Source organism: Eremococcus coleocola DSM 15696 (genome assembly GCF_000428865.1).
Lineage (GTDB): Bacteria > Bacillota > Bacilli > Lactobacillales > Aerococcaceae > Eremococcus > Eremococcus coleocola.
Genome location: NZ_AUAT01000001.1, coordinates 144,459 through 157,382, shown reverse-complemented (window position 1 = coordinate 157,382; position 12,924 = coordinate 144,459). Strand labels below are relative to the sequence as shown.

General features: G+C 36.5%; 16 protein-coding genes and 1 other annotated feature. Of the genes, 13 read left to right on the top strand and 3 right to left on the bottom strand.

What is annotated here, in order from left to right:
* Nucleotides 1–314 precede the first annotated feature (314 nt).
* The 6 genes from G396_RS0100760 to rpmA all read left to right on the top strand — a co-directional run bounded on the left by G396_RS0100760 (nucleotide 315) and on the right by rpmA (nucleotide 4,043).
* The gene (locus G396_RS0100760) at nucleotides 315–1,337 is read left to right on the top strand and encodes a rod shape-determining protein (RefSeq protein WP_006418483.1); all 1,023 of its coding nucleotides are present in this window, start codon (nucleotides 315–317) and stop codon (nucleotides 1,335–1,337) included.
* Between the two features lie 17 nt (nucleotides 1,338–1,354).
* Nucleotides 1,355–2,332 (top strand): rod shape-determining protein MreC, encoded by a 978-nt coding sequence (mreC, locus tag G396_RS0100755; protein ID WP_006418360.1) that lies wholly within the window; start codon nucleotides 1,355–1,357, stop codon nucleotides 2,330–2,332.
* Nucleotides 2,329–2,877: a rod shape-determining protein MreD gene (gene mreD, locus G396_RS0100750; RefSeq protein ID WP_245526825.1), complete on the top strand. Its 549-nt coding sequence runs from the start codon at nucleotides 2,329–2,331 to the stop codon at nucleotides 2,875–2,877. The genes mreC and mreD overlap by 4 nt, the downstream gene beginning before the upstream one ends.
* A 97-nt stretch (nucleotides 2,878–2,974) precedes the next feature.
* Nucleotides 2,975–3,047: a sequence feature (ribosomal protein L21 leader region), on the top strand.
* A gap of 37 nt (nucleotides 3,048–3,084) precedes the next feature.
* Entirely contained in the window at nucleotides 3,085–3,393 is a 309-nt protein-coding gene (gene rplU / locus G396_RS0100745) for a 50S ribosomal protein L21 (protein ID WP_006418178.1), read from the top strand.
* Nucleotides 3,393–3,734: a ribosomal-processing cysteine protease Prp gene (locus tag G396_RS0100740; protein WP_006418565.1), complete on the top strand. Its 342-nt coding sequence runs from the start codon at nucleotides 3,393–3,395 to the stop codon at nucleotides 3,732–3,734. The genes rplU and G396_RS0100740 overlap by 1 nt, the downstream gene beginning before the upstream one ends.
* 18 nt (nucleotides 3,735–3,752) lie before the next feature.
* Nucleotides 3,753–4,043 (top strand): 50S ribosomal protein L27, encoded by a 291-nt coding sequence (gene rpmA, locus G396_RS0100735; RefSeq protein ID WP_006418182.1) that lies wholly within the window; start codon nucleotides 3,753–3,755, stop codon nucleotides 4,041–4,043.
* A 123-nt stretch (nucleotides 4,044–4,166) separates the two neighbouring features.
* On the opposite strand, the gene G396_RS0100730 is transcribed toward rpmA, so the two are convergent.
* The gene (locus G396_RS0100730; protein WP_028124724.1) at nucleotides 4,167–4,343 is read right to left on the bottom strand and encodes a PspC domain-containing protein; all 177 of its coding nucleotides are present in this window, start codon (nucleotides 4,341–4,343) and stop codon (nucleotides 4,167–4,169) included.
* A gap of 11 nt (nucleotides 4,344–4,354) precedes the next feature.
* Nucleotides 4,355–4,534, bottom strand: coding sequence for a PspC domain-containing protein (locus G396_RS0100725; RefSeq protein ID WP_006418140.1), 180 nt, complete (start codon nucleotides 4,532–4,534; stop codon nucleotides 4,355–4,357).
* A gap of 256 nt (nucleotides 4,535–4,790) precedes the next feature.
* Here G396_RS0100725 and G396_RS0100720 point away from each other — a divergent pair, with 256 nt between their 5' ends.
* The 4 genes from G396_RS0100720 (at nucleotide 4,791) to G396_RS0100705 (ending at nucleotide 8,459) form a co-directional block, all read left to right on the top strand.
* Nucleotides 4,791–6,173 (top strand): MATE family efflux transporter, encoded by a 1,383-nt coding sequence (locus tag G396_RS0100720; protein ID WP_028124723.1) that lies wholly within the window; start codon nucleotides 4,791–4,793, stop codon nucleotides 6,171–6,173.
* A 15-nt stretch (nucleotides 6,174–6,188) separates the two neighbouring features.
* A complete protein-coding gene (locus tag G396_RS0100715) occupies nucleotides 6,189–7,127 on the top strand; it encodes an LCP family glycopolymer transferase (protein WP_006418405.1) in 939 nt (312 codons plus the stop codon).
* A gap of 132 nt (nucleotides 7,128–7,259) precedes the next feature.
* Nucleotides 7,260–7,922 (top strand): hypothetical protein, encoded by a 663-nt coding sequence (locus G396_RS0100710; protein WP_155857385.1) that lies wholly within the window; start codon nucleotides 7,260–7,262, stop codon nucleotides 7,920–7,922.
* Nucleotides 7,923–7,934: 12 nt separating this feature from the next.
* Nucleotides 7,935–8,459 (top strand): GNAT family N-acetyltransferase, encoded by a 525-nt coding sequence (locus G396_RS0100705; RefSeq protein ID WP_028124721.1) that lies wholly within the window; start codon nucleotides 7,935–7,937, stop codon nucleotides 8,457–8,459.
* Between the two features lie 109 nt (nucleotides 8,460–8,568).
* Here G396_RS0100705 and G396_RS0100700 read toward each other — a convergent pair whose 3' ends face one another.
* Nucleotides 8,569–8,922: a hypothetical protein gene (locus G396_RS0100700; protein WP_028124720.1), complete on the bottom strand. Its 354-nt coding sequence runs from the start codon at nucleotides 8,920–8,922 to the stop codon at nucleotides 8,569–8,571.
* Between the two features lie 203 nt (nucleotides 8,923–9,125).
* On the opposite strand from G396_RS0100700, the gene G396_RS0100695 reads away from it, so the two are divergent.
* The 3 genes from G396_RS0100695 (at nucleotide 9,126) to G396_RS0100685 (ending at nucleotide 12,768) form a co-directional block, all read left to right on the top strand.
* Nucleotides 9,126–10,313, top strand: coding sequence for an acetate/propionate family kinase (locus tag G396_RS0100695; RefSeq protein ID WP_028124719.1), 1,188 nt, complete (start codon nucleotides 9,126–9,128; stop codon nucleotides 10,311–10,313).
* 174 nt (nucleotides 10,314–10,487) lie between these two features.
* Nucleotides 10,488–11,015: a bifunctional pyr operon transcriptional regulator/uracil phosphoribosyltransferase PyrR gene (gene pyrR, locus G396_RS0100690; RefSeq protein WP_006418539.1), complete on the top strand. Its 528-nt coding sequence runs from the start codon at nucleotides 10,488–10,490 to the stop codon at nucleotides 11,013–11,015.
* 286 nt (nucleotides 11,016–11,301) lie between these two features.
* On the top strand, nucleotides 11,302–12,768 hold the full coding sequence (locus G396_RS0100685; RefSeq protein WP_028124718.1) for a C69 family dipeptidase: 1,467 nt from the start codon (nucleotides 11,302–11,304) through the stop codon (nucleotides 12,766–12,768).
* Nucleotides 12,769–12,924: the final 156 nt, after the last annotated feature.

Here is a 12,924-nt window from a genome sequence, read left to right as displayed (position 1 = left end):
AGAACGAATCAAAGAAAAATTAAACTGGATGAGCCCAATTGCTTATCGCCATTCACTTCAAGCTGCTTAGAAAACAAAAAATAAGAGAGACAAGTACATAAAATATGTACTCATCTCTCTGGTCCAACTTTTTGGGGTCACTATACTTATATGGGGTAGGCTTATTTTTTATGGGGCAAAAAAGGGGCAAAAATTCTCAAAAATCAGTAATGTTATGTATGGTTACGTTATCGTAAATGTTGATATGTAAAGCCTTGTTAAGTTATGTAATTTTGGGTATAATTTATCGAGTACTGTAAAGGGGAGGAAATTATATGGGATTCTTTGGTAAAAATAAAATCGCCTTAGATCTTGGCTCTAGTAAAACAATCGTCTATATTAATCGTAAAGGCATTGCTTTAAAAGAACTTTCACTTCTTGCAGTGAATCAAAATAAGCCAAATGACCTTGTCTTTGGAACAAAAGCATTTGAATTACAAGGCAAAACGTCTTTAGAATATAAGCTTGTTCAACCTATTATTCAAGGACGTATTCATAATTATAATTATGCTAAGCAAATGGTAGCCTACTTCATAAAGGCGGCTATTAGACAAATTGGCTCTCGGCCTGAAGTTGCGATTGCCTTGCCTAGTAGCCTATCGCAGGTTGATCAGAAAGCCTATGAAAATCTTTTAAGAGATATTGGTATCAGTCGAGCAATGATTATTGATGCCCCTTTTGCTGCGGCTTTAGGTGCAAATTTACCTGTTTATGATCCTAAAGGATTTCTCCTTGTGGATATAGGTGCTGGTCTGATCGATGTGGCTTTAATTTCATATGGTGAAATCATCGCTTCTTATAATTCCAATTTCGGTAGCCAAGCTTTAAATGAATTAATTGTGAGTCGTGTTAGGGATGAACACCATTTATTAATTTCACAAGACACAGCTGAAAAACTAAAACATGACTTAGGTAATGCGGCCCTGACTGATTCAGATAAAGAAGTCAATCTACTTGTTTCTGGTAATGAGCTCAGTACTGGTTTGCCGACAGAGCTGAAGATTAGTATTGAATTGGTTGCAAAATGTGTAGATCAATGGGTTGAACAGTTAGTCTTAAGTATTCGAAATGTCTTACGGTTTGCACCTCCTGAATTAGCTGGGGATATTTTACAAACGGGAATTGTCTTAACCGGTGGAGGTGCCCAGTTGAAACGATTACCAGAGAGGTTATTCCAAGCTCTAGCAATTCCTACAAATTTAGCCCCCAATCCCGTCGATGCAGTGATTCTAGGAACAGGAAAGCTATTAAGGAGCATGGATAAAGAATCGAAGGCTGCAGAAGTTAGCCATCGTTAATCAGAAAGAGGATAGATATGTTTGATAAAAAAAAATTGATTGCTTTACTTTTGTCTGCTTTAGCAATCATCTCATTAATCGCTTATTCCATTTCAAAGGGAAGTCACAATCTTGTTTCAACTGCTGTGAATGACACGGGTGCCTGGATTGGTCGGCTTTTTTCTGAGCCAGTCAATATGGTAGTGCAATTCGCAGATTCATTGGATAATTTAATTAATACTTTTGATGAAAACCAAGCTTTAAAAGAGAATATCGATCAAATTAATGAACTTCAAGTCCGTGTGGCAGACTTAGAAACTGAAAATGAAAAAATGCGACAAGAATTAGATTTAAAAGAAGTCTTATCCAATTATGAAGTGATTAATGCGACCGTTATTTCACGTAATCCGGATCAATGGGTTGAAACAATGATGATTAATGTTGGGTCTCGTGATGGAGTCGAGAAAGATATGGCGGTTATGGCAGGGAATGGATTAATCGGTCGCATCCTCGAAGTTAATCCAAATTCATCGAAGGTCTTATTACTAACATCTCAACAGAATAATGATGGTATGGTGGCAGCTCGAATCCAGACCAAAGATGAGTCTTCTTCTGCAAATGGTATTATCTCATCTTATGATGCTAAAACCGGTTATTACCATATGACTCAAATTAATCCGAATGCCAAAATTGCAGCTGGGGATATGGTGATCACATCTGGTTTGGGTGGGGTTATCCCGTCGACTTTACTGATTGGTAAAGTGGTAGAAGCTCAAATGGACGCTTATGGTTTATTCCAAGAAGTAACCGTAGAACCAGCGGGTGAAATGACAGATATTCGTTTTGTCACAGTAATCAAACAGCAAACAGGCACCGAAGGTATGAAATTACCTGAAACAGAATCGGCATCTTCGAGTGAGGCTGAGAGTGAATCTCAAACGGATGGAGATGAATCTGAAGCTAGTTTAGTGGAAGATTCCGAATCGACCGACGAAGGGCAGAGTGGTCAGGAATGAAGATGACAGTAAATCGGTGGCGGCGGTTAAATTGGATGATTCCGATCATTTTAATTATAACGAGTCTCATTGATAATGCCTTGCCAGCTATTTTTCCGACTGCTTTTATTACACCTAATCAAATTATAATTTCGCATTTAACGCTTTATTTTATTATTTTATTTGCCTTTTATTTTAGAGACTCATATATTTTACCATATGCATTCGTCTTTGGTTTATTTTATGACTCTTACAATACCAATTTACTGGGTCTCAACGCGACTTTATATTTGGTCATTGCTTATATTATTATCAAGGTAAAACGTTACCTTCCTAAAAATGGTCTAATTCACGCCATGTTATTCATTGTCTTTCTAACCCTACAAGATTTTCTGGTATATCTTTTCTATTTAGAATTAGGCATTACGAGTCATAGTATTATTGATTTTATTATTATGCGGCTCGCCCCGACTTTAGTCTTTAACCTTGTAGTTATGATTCTATTATTTTTCCCAATTAAAGGGATCTTACGCTGGTTGGGTTACGAAGAGTACATTGTATTTTAATAAAATTTATATAATAATTCAGAATATTCAAAACAAATGCATCTTTGGCTTGACGGCTAAAGGTGCATTTGTTATAATTCTAATGTTGTATTTGTGCACCCATCTGCAACCGCTCAGAGAAAGTTTCTAAGAGTTCTAAACCACTTTTAATGGCGAGTCTCGGTGTCAGAATGTAAATTCTGTAAAAAAATAATAGGAGGTGCTTGAATGTACGCAATTATCAAAACAGGCGGAAAACAAGTTAAAGTTGAAGTTGGCCAAACAATTTTTGTTGAAAAATTAGAAGCTAAAGCAGGAGACAAAGTGACTTTTGATCAAGTTGTTCTTGTAGGTGGCGAAGATACTAAGGTAGGTACACCTTTAGTTGAAGGCGCAACTGTTGAAGCGACTGTTGAAAAACAAGGTCGCGGTAAAAAGATTACTATCTTTAAATACAGACGTCGTAAAGATTCTCATTCTAAACAAGGTCATCGTCAACCATATACTAAGTTAACCATTAACGCGATTAATGCCTAATGATTAATATTCAAATTGCCAGTAACCACAAGGGTCAAATCCAGTCTTTAGAAGTTAGCGGACATGCTGGTTTTGCTGAGGCAGGAGAAGATATTGTGTGTGCTGCGGTTTCGAGTCAGTTGATTTCAATCGAGAATTCCCTACAAGCCTTGTTAGAAATTCCGGTTACAAGTCAAGTTGATGAAATAGAGGGTGGCTATTTGAAGTTAGACATCGCTGAGACAGGTGAGAAAAGACGTGACCAGGATGGTCAGCTGCTTTTACGACACTTAGTTTTTGCATTGGATGTGCTAGCAGAAAATTACCCCGAATATATAAAAATTAAACAATTCCAGAAATAACACAGGAGGTGCTAGAATATGTTGAAATTAAACTTACAATTATTTGCTCACAAAAAAGGTGGCGGATCTACAGCCAACGGTCGTGATTCAGAATCCAAACGTCTAGGCGCTAAAGTAGGCGACGGTCAATTTATCTCTGGTGGTTCAATTATTTACCGTCAACGCGGTACTAAAATCCATCCAGGTACTAACGTAGGACGTGGTGGCGATGATACTTTATTCGCAACCATCGATGGTGTGGTTAAGTTCGAACGTAAAGGCCGCGACAAAAAACAAGTGAGCGTTTATCCAGTCGCTCAAGAAGCATAATAAATTTCATTATAACCGACCCGAGATTAATCTTGAGTCGGTTATTTTTTTGTGCATTTAAAGACGGGACGAGGCTTTTTGCCTAATCCCGTCTTTGACTTGAAGTGTAATTTGATGAATGAATTATTTTTGATTAGGTATAAATAAAGCTGCTATAAAATATAGAGCGAGATTTGGAATGAAGAGAACACATAAAACACGGATTAAGGTAGAATCCATATTTAAGTATTCGGCTAGGCCACCACAAACGCCTAGGAGCATGCGGTCATTGCGTGACCGGTAGAGATTAGGTCTTTGCATGGTTTACCTCCTTATCGTGGGTCTTCAGGAATAATCAATGCTAACAAGAAATAGATCACTAAATCTGGAATAAAGAGCACACAAATTACACGAATTATGGTTGGATCAATATCAAAATATTCTGCTAGACCACCACAGACACCAAATAATATACGATTTGTTTTGGACCGAAATAATTTTTTAGGGGTCATGAGAAATCCTTCTTTCATTTTTCTTTATAAATATTTTATCACATTCTAGTTAAAATAGATTGTGAAAATTAGGTTTAAGTAAACCTTTTCTGTATTTAAAATAAAGTTGTATTTTTATCAAGAAATAATCAATATAATTTGGTATAAATGTCTATATAGCCGATGAGATAAAAATATAACCATGAAAATCAGTAACATTTTAGCTTTTTAATCGCCTTTTAGAAAATAAAGCCATATAATGGTAAAAGGTGATTAAATGGAATTAACTAATAATAAACAATCTTATATAACAACCGGTCCAATTAACCAAATCATTATGACCATTTCGGTTCCATTAATGATTAATAATTTGGTGCGAACACTTTATAATCTGACAGATGGTCTCTTCGTGGCTCAAATTTCCGCTGAAGATTTTGCGGCAACGGCCTTCGTCTGGCCCCTCAACTTTCTCTTTATCGCAATTGGAATGGGGATTGGGGTTGGAGCAACCGCAATTATTGCTCAGTTTTTAGGCGCCAAACGAAAAAATTATGCCCAACATTATGCGAATAATACCTTAGTGTTAACTTTTCTAGTAGGTTTGGCCGCCTGTTTAATTGGGATTATCTCGGCTCCCACTATGTTACGTTGGATGCAAGCCACGGGCACTTTATTTGATAAGTCTTTAGCCTATCTAAGAATTAACTATATCGGACTCTTTTTTGACTTTTTATACTTTGGCTATCAAGCTATTTTAAATGCTCAAGGCAAAACCAAAACAATAACAACTATCTCCTTTATATCTTCTTTAACCAATGTACTTTTAGATCCTTTCTTTATCTTTGAGAGACTCCCTCTTTTGGGACTTCCAGGTTTAAACATGGGAATCCAAGGGGCGGCATGGGCGACCGTTATTTCGAAAATTTTATTATACGTCCTAGCCTTTAGGATTAGTCAGAAAGAATCAGAATTTCCAGTATCCATGCGACAAAATCGGTTTGATTTGCAGGTTGTCCAGCATATTACCAAAGTAGCAACGCCAACTGCAGTCGGCTATGGTGGATCAGCCCTTGGTTTTACTGTCTTAAATGGCTTGATAGCAGGTTACGGGACAGATACTTTGGCGGCTTATTCTATGGTTAACCGGATAACTGACATTATTACTCAACCTCAAATGGGAATTGGAGGGGCTTTAACCTCAATTATTGGTCAAAATATGGGGGCCCAAGCTTACGATCGGGTTAGAGCTTTCTTTAAACGGGCTGTTGCTATAGTTTTATCAATTTCTTTTGTTGCATCGCTTTTAGTTCTATTATTCCAAGAACCCCTCCTGAGTATATTTATCAAACAAGATGCATCGGTTGAGCTTTGGATGCAGGCTAAAGAATACTTAGCTTATACAGCCTTTATTATTTTCTTTATGGGTTTATTCTCGATTTTTAATGGTTATTTCCAAGGATGTGGTAAAACCAAATACGGTATGTTCATGGAAATTGGTCGGCTTTGGTTATTACGCCTACCCGTTATTTGGGTATTGGGTGAAATGACTAGTTTGGGGTCTACAGGGATTTGGATCGCCATGCTCGTATCAAATGCAGGTGTTTGTCTTTTTGGTTATTATATTTATAAGACCCGTGATTGGACACAAACGACAGTTTAAAATTGGAGGAATATTATGAAATCTAGAAGTGAACGACATCATAAACGTCATAAATGGCCATGGACGATTGCATTCTTAATTCTAATCGCTGTACTAGGTGTATATAGTTTAGTAAATAGTCAATTATTAGCAAATCCAGTTCCAACTCAGACTATGGCGGCAGTCAAAAACGAACCGCCAAGAGTTACGCTATCTGATAAGGATAAAGGCTTAGTACCTTTTTCTATCCTGCTTTTAGGAGTAGATACAGGAGATCTAGGTCGTACCGAGCAGGGACGCTCTGATACCATGCTTTTAGCAACCATTAATCCAGAGACAAAAATAACAAATCTGACATCTCTTCCTAGAGATACCTATGTGCAAATTCCAGGACAAGAGGGGATGGACAAGCTTAATCACGCCTACGCCTATGGGGGTGAAGATTTGGCCAGTCGGACAGTAAAAGACTTATTGGATATTCCAATTGATTTTTTCATCACAGTAAATATGGAAGGGCTAGAAGAAGTTGTTGATGCGGTAGGAGGTATAGATATTACCCCTACTTCCACTTTTGACCAAGACGGATATAGTTTTGTTGAAGGTCAAGCCATTCATTTAGATGGGCAAGGAGCTTTAGCTTTTGCTCGAAATAGGGATGATACAGGTGGTGATTACGGTCGCCAAGGTAACCAACGGATTGTAATCATGGCTATTCTACAATCTGCGTTAGAAATAAAAAATCCAATTAAATACTTGGGGTTAATGAAGAGTTTAAAAAATAATATTCAAACCAATTTAAGTATCAAACAATTAATGTACTTGAATGATCACTACCGACCTGCAATTAGCCAAGTAAATGAATATCAGTTAAGTGGTCAAGGGCAAACGATTGATGGTGTTTCTTATGAAGTATTAGATGAAAATACTTTAGCTGAGACTCAGGTGCGGTTAAAGACTGAACTTGGGCTTGACTAGACCTAAAATTTTTTAGAAAAATACTTTTAAATAAGTTAATGTTGAAAAACACAAGGATACTATCTAGAGACTTCCTAGAAGAAAATAAGAAAATGAAAAGAGGATTTACTGGTGTATCAAGAGTGGCTAAAGATGGAACAATTTTATTACTGGCATTTCGCGGTGATGTTGATTATTGGATTAATTGCATTTTTGTTGGTAATTTCGACTGTTTCACATATAAAAGTTTCTAAAACCGCAAAAAGAATTTTACAAACTTCCTGCATAGTCTTACTCCTTGTAGGGGCCTATTCTGCTTATGGTTTTACTAAATATGGTGATTTAATTAATAAAACCGGTGGCCTAAACGCTGCAGTAAGACAATATAAACGGACTTTTTTTATGATGGATTTTCCTTATTCAGCTACAGAGAAGTCAGCCTATAGTATCGCTTTGATTCCGCAAGTATTTGAGAAGACAGATTTATATATAGCCAAAGAAAAAAGCCAAGACATCGAATACCTTGGTAAAAACCCCCAAGGGGTCTATTATTTTAAAATTCAAGATGGAATTTATTCTGCTGGTAAACGCTGGATTGAGTTTACTGATAAAGTAGATCAGCCGCGGCGGGTGGGTAAAGTCTATTATCTTAATGATAATCAATTTCAAAAAATTGGGTTTAATGAAAAATCACGGGTGATGTTGGAGAAATACCAAATTCCGATCCAATTAAAAAATAAGACGTCTGATCGTGAGATTGAGGACCAGGTTTTTGAAAATAAAACAACCATGATTCAAGGTTGGATTTCCAAGTAGGGAGGCCATCTTATGTATGTATGTCCAGCAAAAACTGAAGATTTACATTCTATAATGGATATTATTGCGAGTGCTCGTCAGCTTTTAGCCCAGGACGGATCAGACCAGTGGCAAAATGGCGAAGGCCCAAATGAAGAGATTTTGAAAGCAGATATTGATAAGCAGTGGTGTCAACTATTAATTCATGAGAACAAGATTATTGGGACCGCGACTTTAATGACAGAAGCGGATCCTTTCTATCAAGAAATTTATGCGGGCCATTGGCTGTATCCTGACCAACCCTATACAACCATCCACCGTTTGGCCCTGGATCCTTCAGTTAGGGGGCAGGGAATAAGCAGAAATTTCGTCAGCCATTTACTGACCTTATCGCTTAATCAAGGCTACCATTTTGTTCGAATTGATACTCATCCTAAGAATCGACGCTTACAAGCATTGGCTGCTAGTTTAGGTTTTATTCAGTCTGGGATAATTTATGTGGCAGAGAAACCAAAGGGCTTAAGATATGTTTATGAAAAAGCTTTAGAGAATAATTAAAAAAAATAGAGGGGGTTGGGCAAAAAAGCCCAACCCCCTCTATTTTTTAAAATTTATATTTCTGTTTATTTGTGTTAACTGATGTTTGATCAATTCCACCTATTAAGGATTATAAAATATCATTCAGGCGGGTTCTGATGGCTTCTAATTGTTGTTCACCCAGACCATTTCTTTCCCGAATTGCAGGATCAAGATCGTAAAGCCCATTAATATATTGATTGACTAGTACCGTGTGGTCATGGAGAGATAATTGAAACTTAAAATCATTAATAAATTGATGGGCTGTTTCAAACTCTTCTTGGAAAATTAGTTGGTCTAAGTATGTATCGTAAGGTAAAACATTCCCGTTTTCATCCTTGATTTTTCCCAGCTCTGCCTGATCATTATCTTTGGTAAGAATTTTTTTTAAGACATCTCCTAAAGATTTTGAATGGTCAAAAGTAAATGTATCTTTAAAAGCCATAATTATCCTTCTCTCTAAAGAAATTCTATTGTTATTCTACGCTAAAGAAAGATAAAAGCCAAAGGTTATTACATAGATTAATAGATTTTATAAGAAAATAACAAGCCTTTTTTATGGAAAGGCTTAACTTTTACTGCACAGAATAAGAAAAATCTGTATAATATAGAATATGTAAGATTAAAAATAAAGGAGCGTATGTCTAAATGACAAAAACATTTGCAATTAACGCAGGATCTTCTAGTTTAAAATTCCAACTTTTTGAAATGCCGGCTGAAACCGTCATCGCTAAGGGCCTTGTAGAAAGAATTGGGATTGGTGACTCTATCTTCAAAATTGAATACGGTGATGACCAAGAATTTAAAACGGTGGAAGATATTGCCGACCATGGTCGTGCAGTTGAAATCTTATTTGAAAAATTAAAAGAATTCAAAATCATTGAAGATTTAGAAGAAATTACAGGTGTGGGTCACCGGGTTGTTGCTGGGGGCGAATTCTTTAAGGATTCAACCGTTGTAACTGAAGATGTAATTAAAAAAGTTGAAGAATTGGCAGAATTTGCGCCACTTCATAATCCTGCTGAAGCATTAGTGATGCGTGAATTCCAAAAACGCTTACCAAATGCGCATATGGTTGCTGTTTTCGATACATCCTTCCATACCACTATGCCAGCGGTAAATTACTTATATAGCTTACCTTATGAATATTATGAAAAGTTTGGAGCTCGTCGTTATGGGGCGCATGGTACTAGCCATCGTTATGTTTCACGTCGTGCTGCAGAAATTGTAGGTAAACCGATCGAAGAGCTTAAAATTATTACTTGCCATCTAGGAAATGGTGGTTCTATTACTGCCGTTGATGGTGGTAAATCAATTGATACTTCAATGGGCTTCACTCCATTAGCTGGGATTACTATGGGAACACGTACTGGTGATATTGATGCTTCATTAATTCCTTTCTTAATGGATAAATTAAATATTACGGATGTTAATGAAATGATTAATATTTTTAATAAACAATCTGGTTTATTAGGTATTTCAGGTGTTTCTTCTGATATGCGGGATGTTGAAATAGCTGCTTACGAAGGAAACGAACGTGCTCAATTAGCGCTTGAAATTTTTGACAATCGGGTTCAAAAGTATATTGGTCAATATATTGCAGCCATGAATGGTGTAGATGTGATTGTCTTCACGGCTGGTATTGGTGAAAACTCTAAAGAAGAACGGGAAAATATTCTTAAGGGCATTACTTGGTTTGGTATTGAACTTGACCCAGAACGTAATGACACTCGTAAAGAAGCGATTATCTCAGCTGATAATTCTAAAGTTACAGTAATTAATATTCCTACAAATGAAGAAGTCGAAATTGCCCGTGATGTTGAACGTTTAAAATAGAAATTTATCATCTTTAAACAGTCATTATTGACTATAAAAACACGAACCAGAAAAGGGCAGAGTATTGAGTCACTTCTCTAATAATTATTGAGAAATGAAATTCAAAATACAGTCTCATCTTGTCTAGGTTCGTGTTTTTTATCGATTGATTCTATTTGTGAGAGGAGGATATTCATGGAAAGACAGATAATGGAACAAGTTGCTTTAGACAGGACTTTAAAGCGGATTGCTCATGAAATTTTAGAACGCAATAAAAGCACTGATAATTTGATATTGGTCGGAATAAAAACACGTGGTATTTATCTAGCCCAGCGCCTAGCTCTTAAAATTAAAGAAATTGAAGGCGTAGATATTCCACTAGAGAGCTTAGATATTACCTTTTACCGTGATGATTTGAGTCAAAAACAAGCTGAGCCCCGCATTAAGTCAATTAACTTTTCGCAAAGTTTGACGAATAAACGGTGTGTGATTGTTGATGATGTCCTGTATACGGGTCGGACGGTTAGGGCTGCCATGGATGCCTTAATGATGCATGACCGACCCGCTAACATTCAATTAGCTGTCCTAGTGGACCGTGGTCACCGCGAATTACCGATTCGTCCGGATTACATTGGAAAAAATATTCCTACTGCAAGAAGTGAACGGGTAGAAGTACGCTTAACCGAGGTTGATCAGGATGAACGGGTGGTCATTGTAAATTAAACTTAATTAATAACCCTTAAGAAAAGGTGGTTTCTGAAGTTACTTTTTTGGGTTATTTTTGTTTGAACAAATCATTAGAATATAATGAAAACGCTTATAATGAAATGAAAACGTTTTAAGAATTAGATATGAATTTTCAAAGTTTTTATCAAAATCTTTATTTTTGTATTATAATATAGCCAGATTAGCTTGGTAAATTTTTTGGGAGAGAAATTGACAAGTGAACGCTTTAGAATAAACAAGTTTTATCATAGTAATAAATAATAAAGAAAAGGAGTTATGGAGAATGAAAAAACTTGTTAGTTTGATGTCAGGATTGGGCTTGGCCCTCTTGTTGTCGCAACCAGCACTAGCTTGTACTGGGGTTTATGTTGGTAAGGATTTAACTGAAGATGGTTCAACTATCTTTGGTCGGACTGAAGATTTGGAAACAGATCATAATAAGACTTTCGTCGTTTTCCCTGAAAAGGATAACGAAGAAGGTGCTATGTTAGAAGATGTGAATGGTTTTAAATATGAATTACCTGAAAAATCTTTCAAATATACTGCTTTACCTGATACCACACCAGAATATGGTGAATATCATGAAGCAGGTTTCAATGAATTTGGTGTGATGATGGATGCTACGGTTTCTACCTATGTTAAGGAAGAAATTTTAGCTGTTGACCCATTACTTGAAGATGGTTTAGCTGAATCAGCTATTACCAACCTAATTTTGCCACACGTTAAAACCGCCCGTGAAGGGGTAGAAATGTTAGCCAAAGTCATCGATGAAAAAGGTGCCGCTGAGGGCAACTCCTTGATTATTGCTGACCAAACTGAAACTTGGTATATCGAAATTGTTTCTGGTCATAACTATGCTGCAATCAAAATGCCAACGGATAAATTCGTTGTTTTCCCTAATGCATTCTTTATGGGTGCCATTGATGTAACTGATACAGAAAATGTGATTGCTTCTGAAAACTTAGTTAAAACCGCTGAAGAAGCGGGCACTTTAGTTAAAGATGGTGAAATGATTAAAGTAGCTGCTTCTTATGGCGAAAAACCAACTGAAGGAACTTATTCTCGGTATTGGGCAGGGGTTAACCGCCTTAACCCAACTGAAGAAGTTGACTTAGAAATGGAAGAATATCCTTTCTATCATACTACCGATGAAAAGATTTCAATTGATGATATTTTTGCTTTCCAACGTGATCGTTTCGAAGATACTGATGTAAAAGCAGTTGATGGAAAATCATCTTCTACAGGTAATCCTGAAGAAGAAGCTGCCGCAGCTGAAGGTGAAGAAGTGAAAGAATTATATCCAATTGGTAACCAAAATACGATGGAAGCTCATATCTTCCAAGTTCGGGAGGATATGCCAGCTGAATCTCCAGCTATTATGTGGTTAACAATTGGTTCACCATTGGCTTCACCATACCTACCATTCTTTGCTAATATTACTGATACTGCTGAATCTTATAAGGTAACCACAAATGAATATGACGAAAATTCATATTATTGGGTAACTAATAAGATTCGTGAAGCTGTCCTAGCAGATGAAGACAATGTTAAGATGGCAGTTCGTGAAAAAGTGAATGCCGAAGAAGAAGCAACCTTAGCTGAAATTGATGATATCGTGGCTCAATTAAATGAAAAATTTGCAGCGGATCCAGAAGATGCTGCTAAATATGTGACTGACACTACGATTGAAAAAGCTAATAAAGCTTTTGAATTTATCAAAGCTTTACAAGATGAATTTGCTAAAGAATAAAATTTTCAGACTAGTTATCCTAGTTAAGCCTAGTCTAAAAATTAATTGATTCTTTAAAAAAGAGAGACTGAGTTTTTTAATACTCAGTCTCCTTTTTAGTTAAATGCTTATGGGCAAAGTGAGAAGTGCTTGGAAATGTAATTCCTATGGTGGATA

Coding starts and splice junctions, on each gene's coding strand:
- G396_RS0100760 (WP_006418483.1), top strand. CDS start 315: ATGGGATTCTTTGGTAAAAATAAAATCGCCTTAGATCTTGGCTCTAGT.
- mreC (WP_006418360.1), top strand. CDS start 1,355: ATGTTTGATAAAAAAAAATTGATTGCTTTACTTTTGTCTGCTTTAGCA.
- mreD (WP_245526825.1), top strand. CDS start 2,329: ATGAAGATGACAGTAAATCGGTGGCGGCGGTTAAATTGGATGATTCCG.
- rplU (WP_006418178.1), top strand. CDS start 3,085: ATGTACGCAATTATCAAAACAGGCGGAAAACAAGTTAAAGTTGAAGTT.
- G396_RS0100740 (WP_006418565.1), top strand. CDS start 3,393: ATGATTAATATTCAAATTGCCAGTAACCACAAGGGTCAAATCCAGTCT.
- rpmA (WP_006418182.1), top strand. CDS start 3,753: ATGTTGAAATTAAACTTACAATTATTTGCTCACAAAAAAGGTGGCGGA.
- G396_RS0100730 (WP_028124724.1), bottom strand. CDS start 4,343: ATGCAAAGACCTAATCTCTACCGGTCACGCAATGACCGCATGCTCCTA.
- G396_RS0100725 (WP_006418140.1), bottom strand. CDS start 4,534: ATGACCCCTAAAAAATTATTTCGGTCCAAAACAAATCGTATATTATTT.
- G396_RS0100720 (WP_028124723.1), top strand. CDS start 4,791: ATGGAATTAACTAATAATAAACAATCTTATATAACAACCGGTCCAATT.
- G396_RS0100715 (WP_006418405.1), top strand. CDS start 6,189: ATGAAATCTAGAAGTGAACGACATCATAAACGTCATAAATGGCCATGG.
- G396_RS0100710 (WP_155857385.1), top strand. CDS start 7,260: ATGGAACAATTTTATTACTGGCATTTCGCGGTGATGTTGATTATTGGA.
- G396_RS0100705 (WP_028124721.1), top strand. CDS start 7,935: ATGTATGTATGTCCAGCAAAAACTGAAGATTTACATTCTATAATGGAT.
- G396_RS0100700 (WP_028124720.1), bottom strand. CDS start 8,922: ATGGCTTTTAAAGATACATTTACTTTTGACCATTCAAAATCTTTAGGA.
- G396_RS0100695 (WP_028124719.1), top strand. CDS start 9,126: ATGACAAAAACATTTGCAATTAACGCAGGATCTTCTAGTTTAAAATTC.
- pyrR (WP_006418539.1), top strand. CDS start 10,488: ATGGAAAGACAGATAATGGAACAAGTTGCTTTAGACAGGACTTTAAAG.
- G396_RS0100685 (WP_028124718.1), top strand. CDS start 11,302: ATGAAAAAACTTGTTAGTTTGATGTCAGGATTGGGCTTGGCCCTCTTG.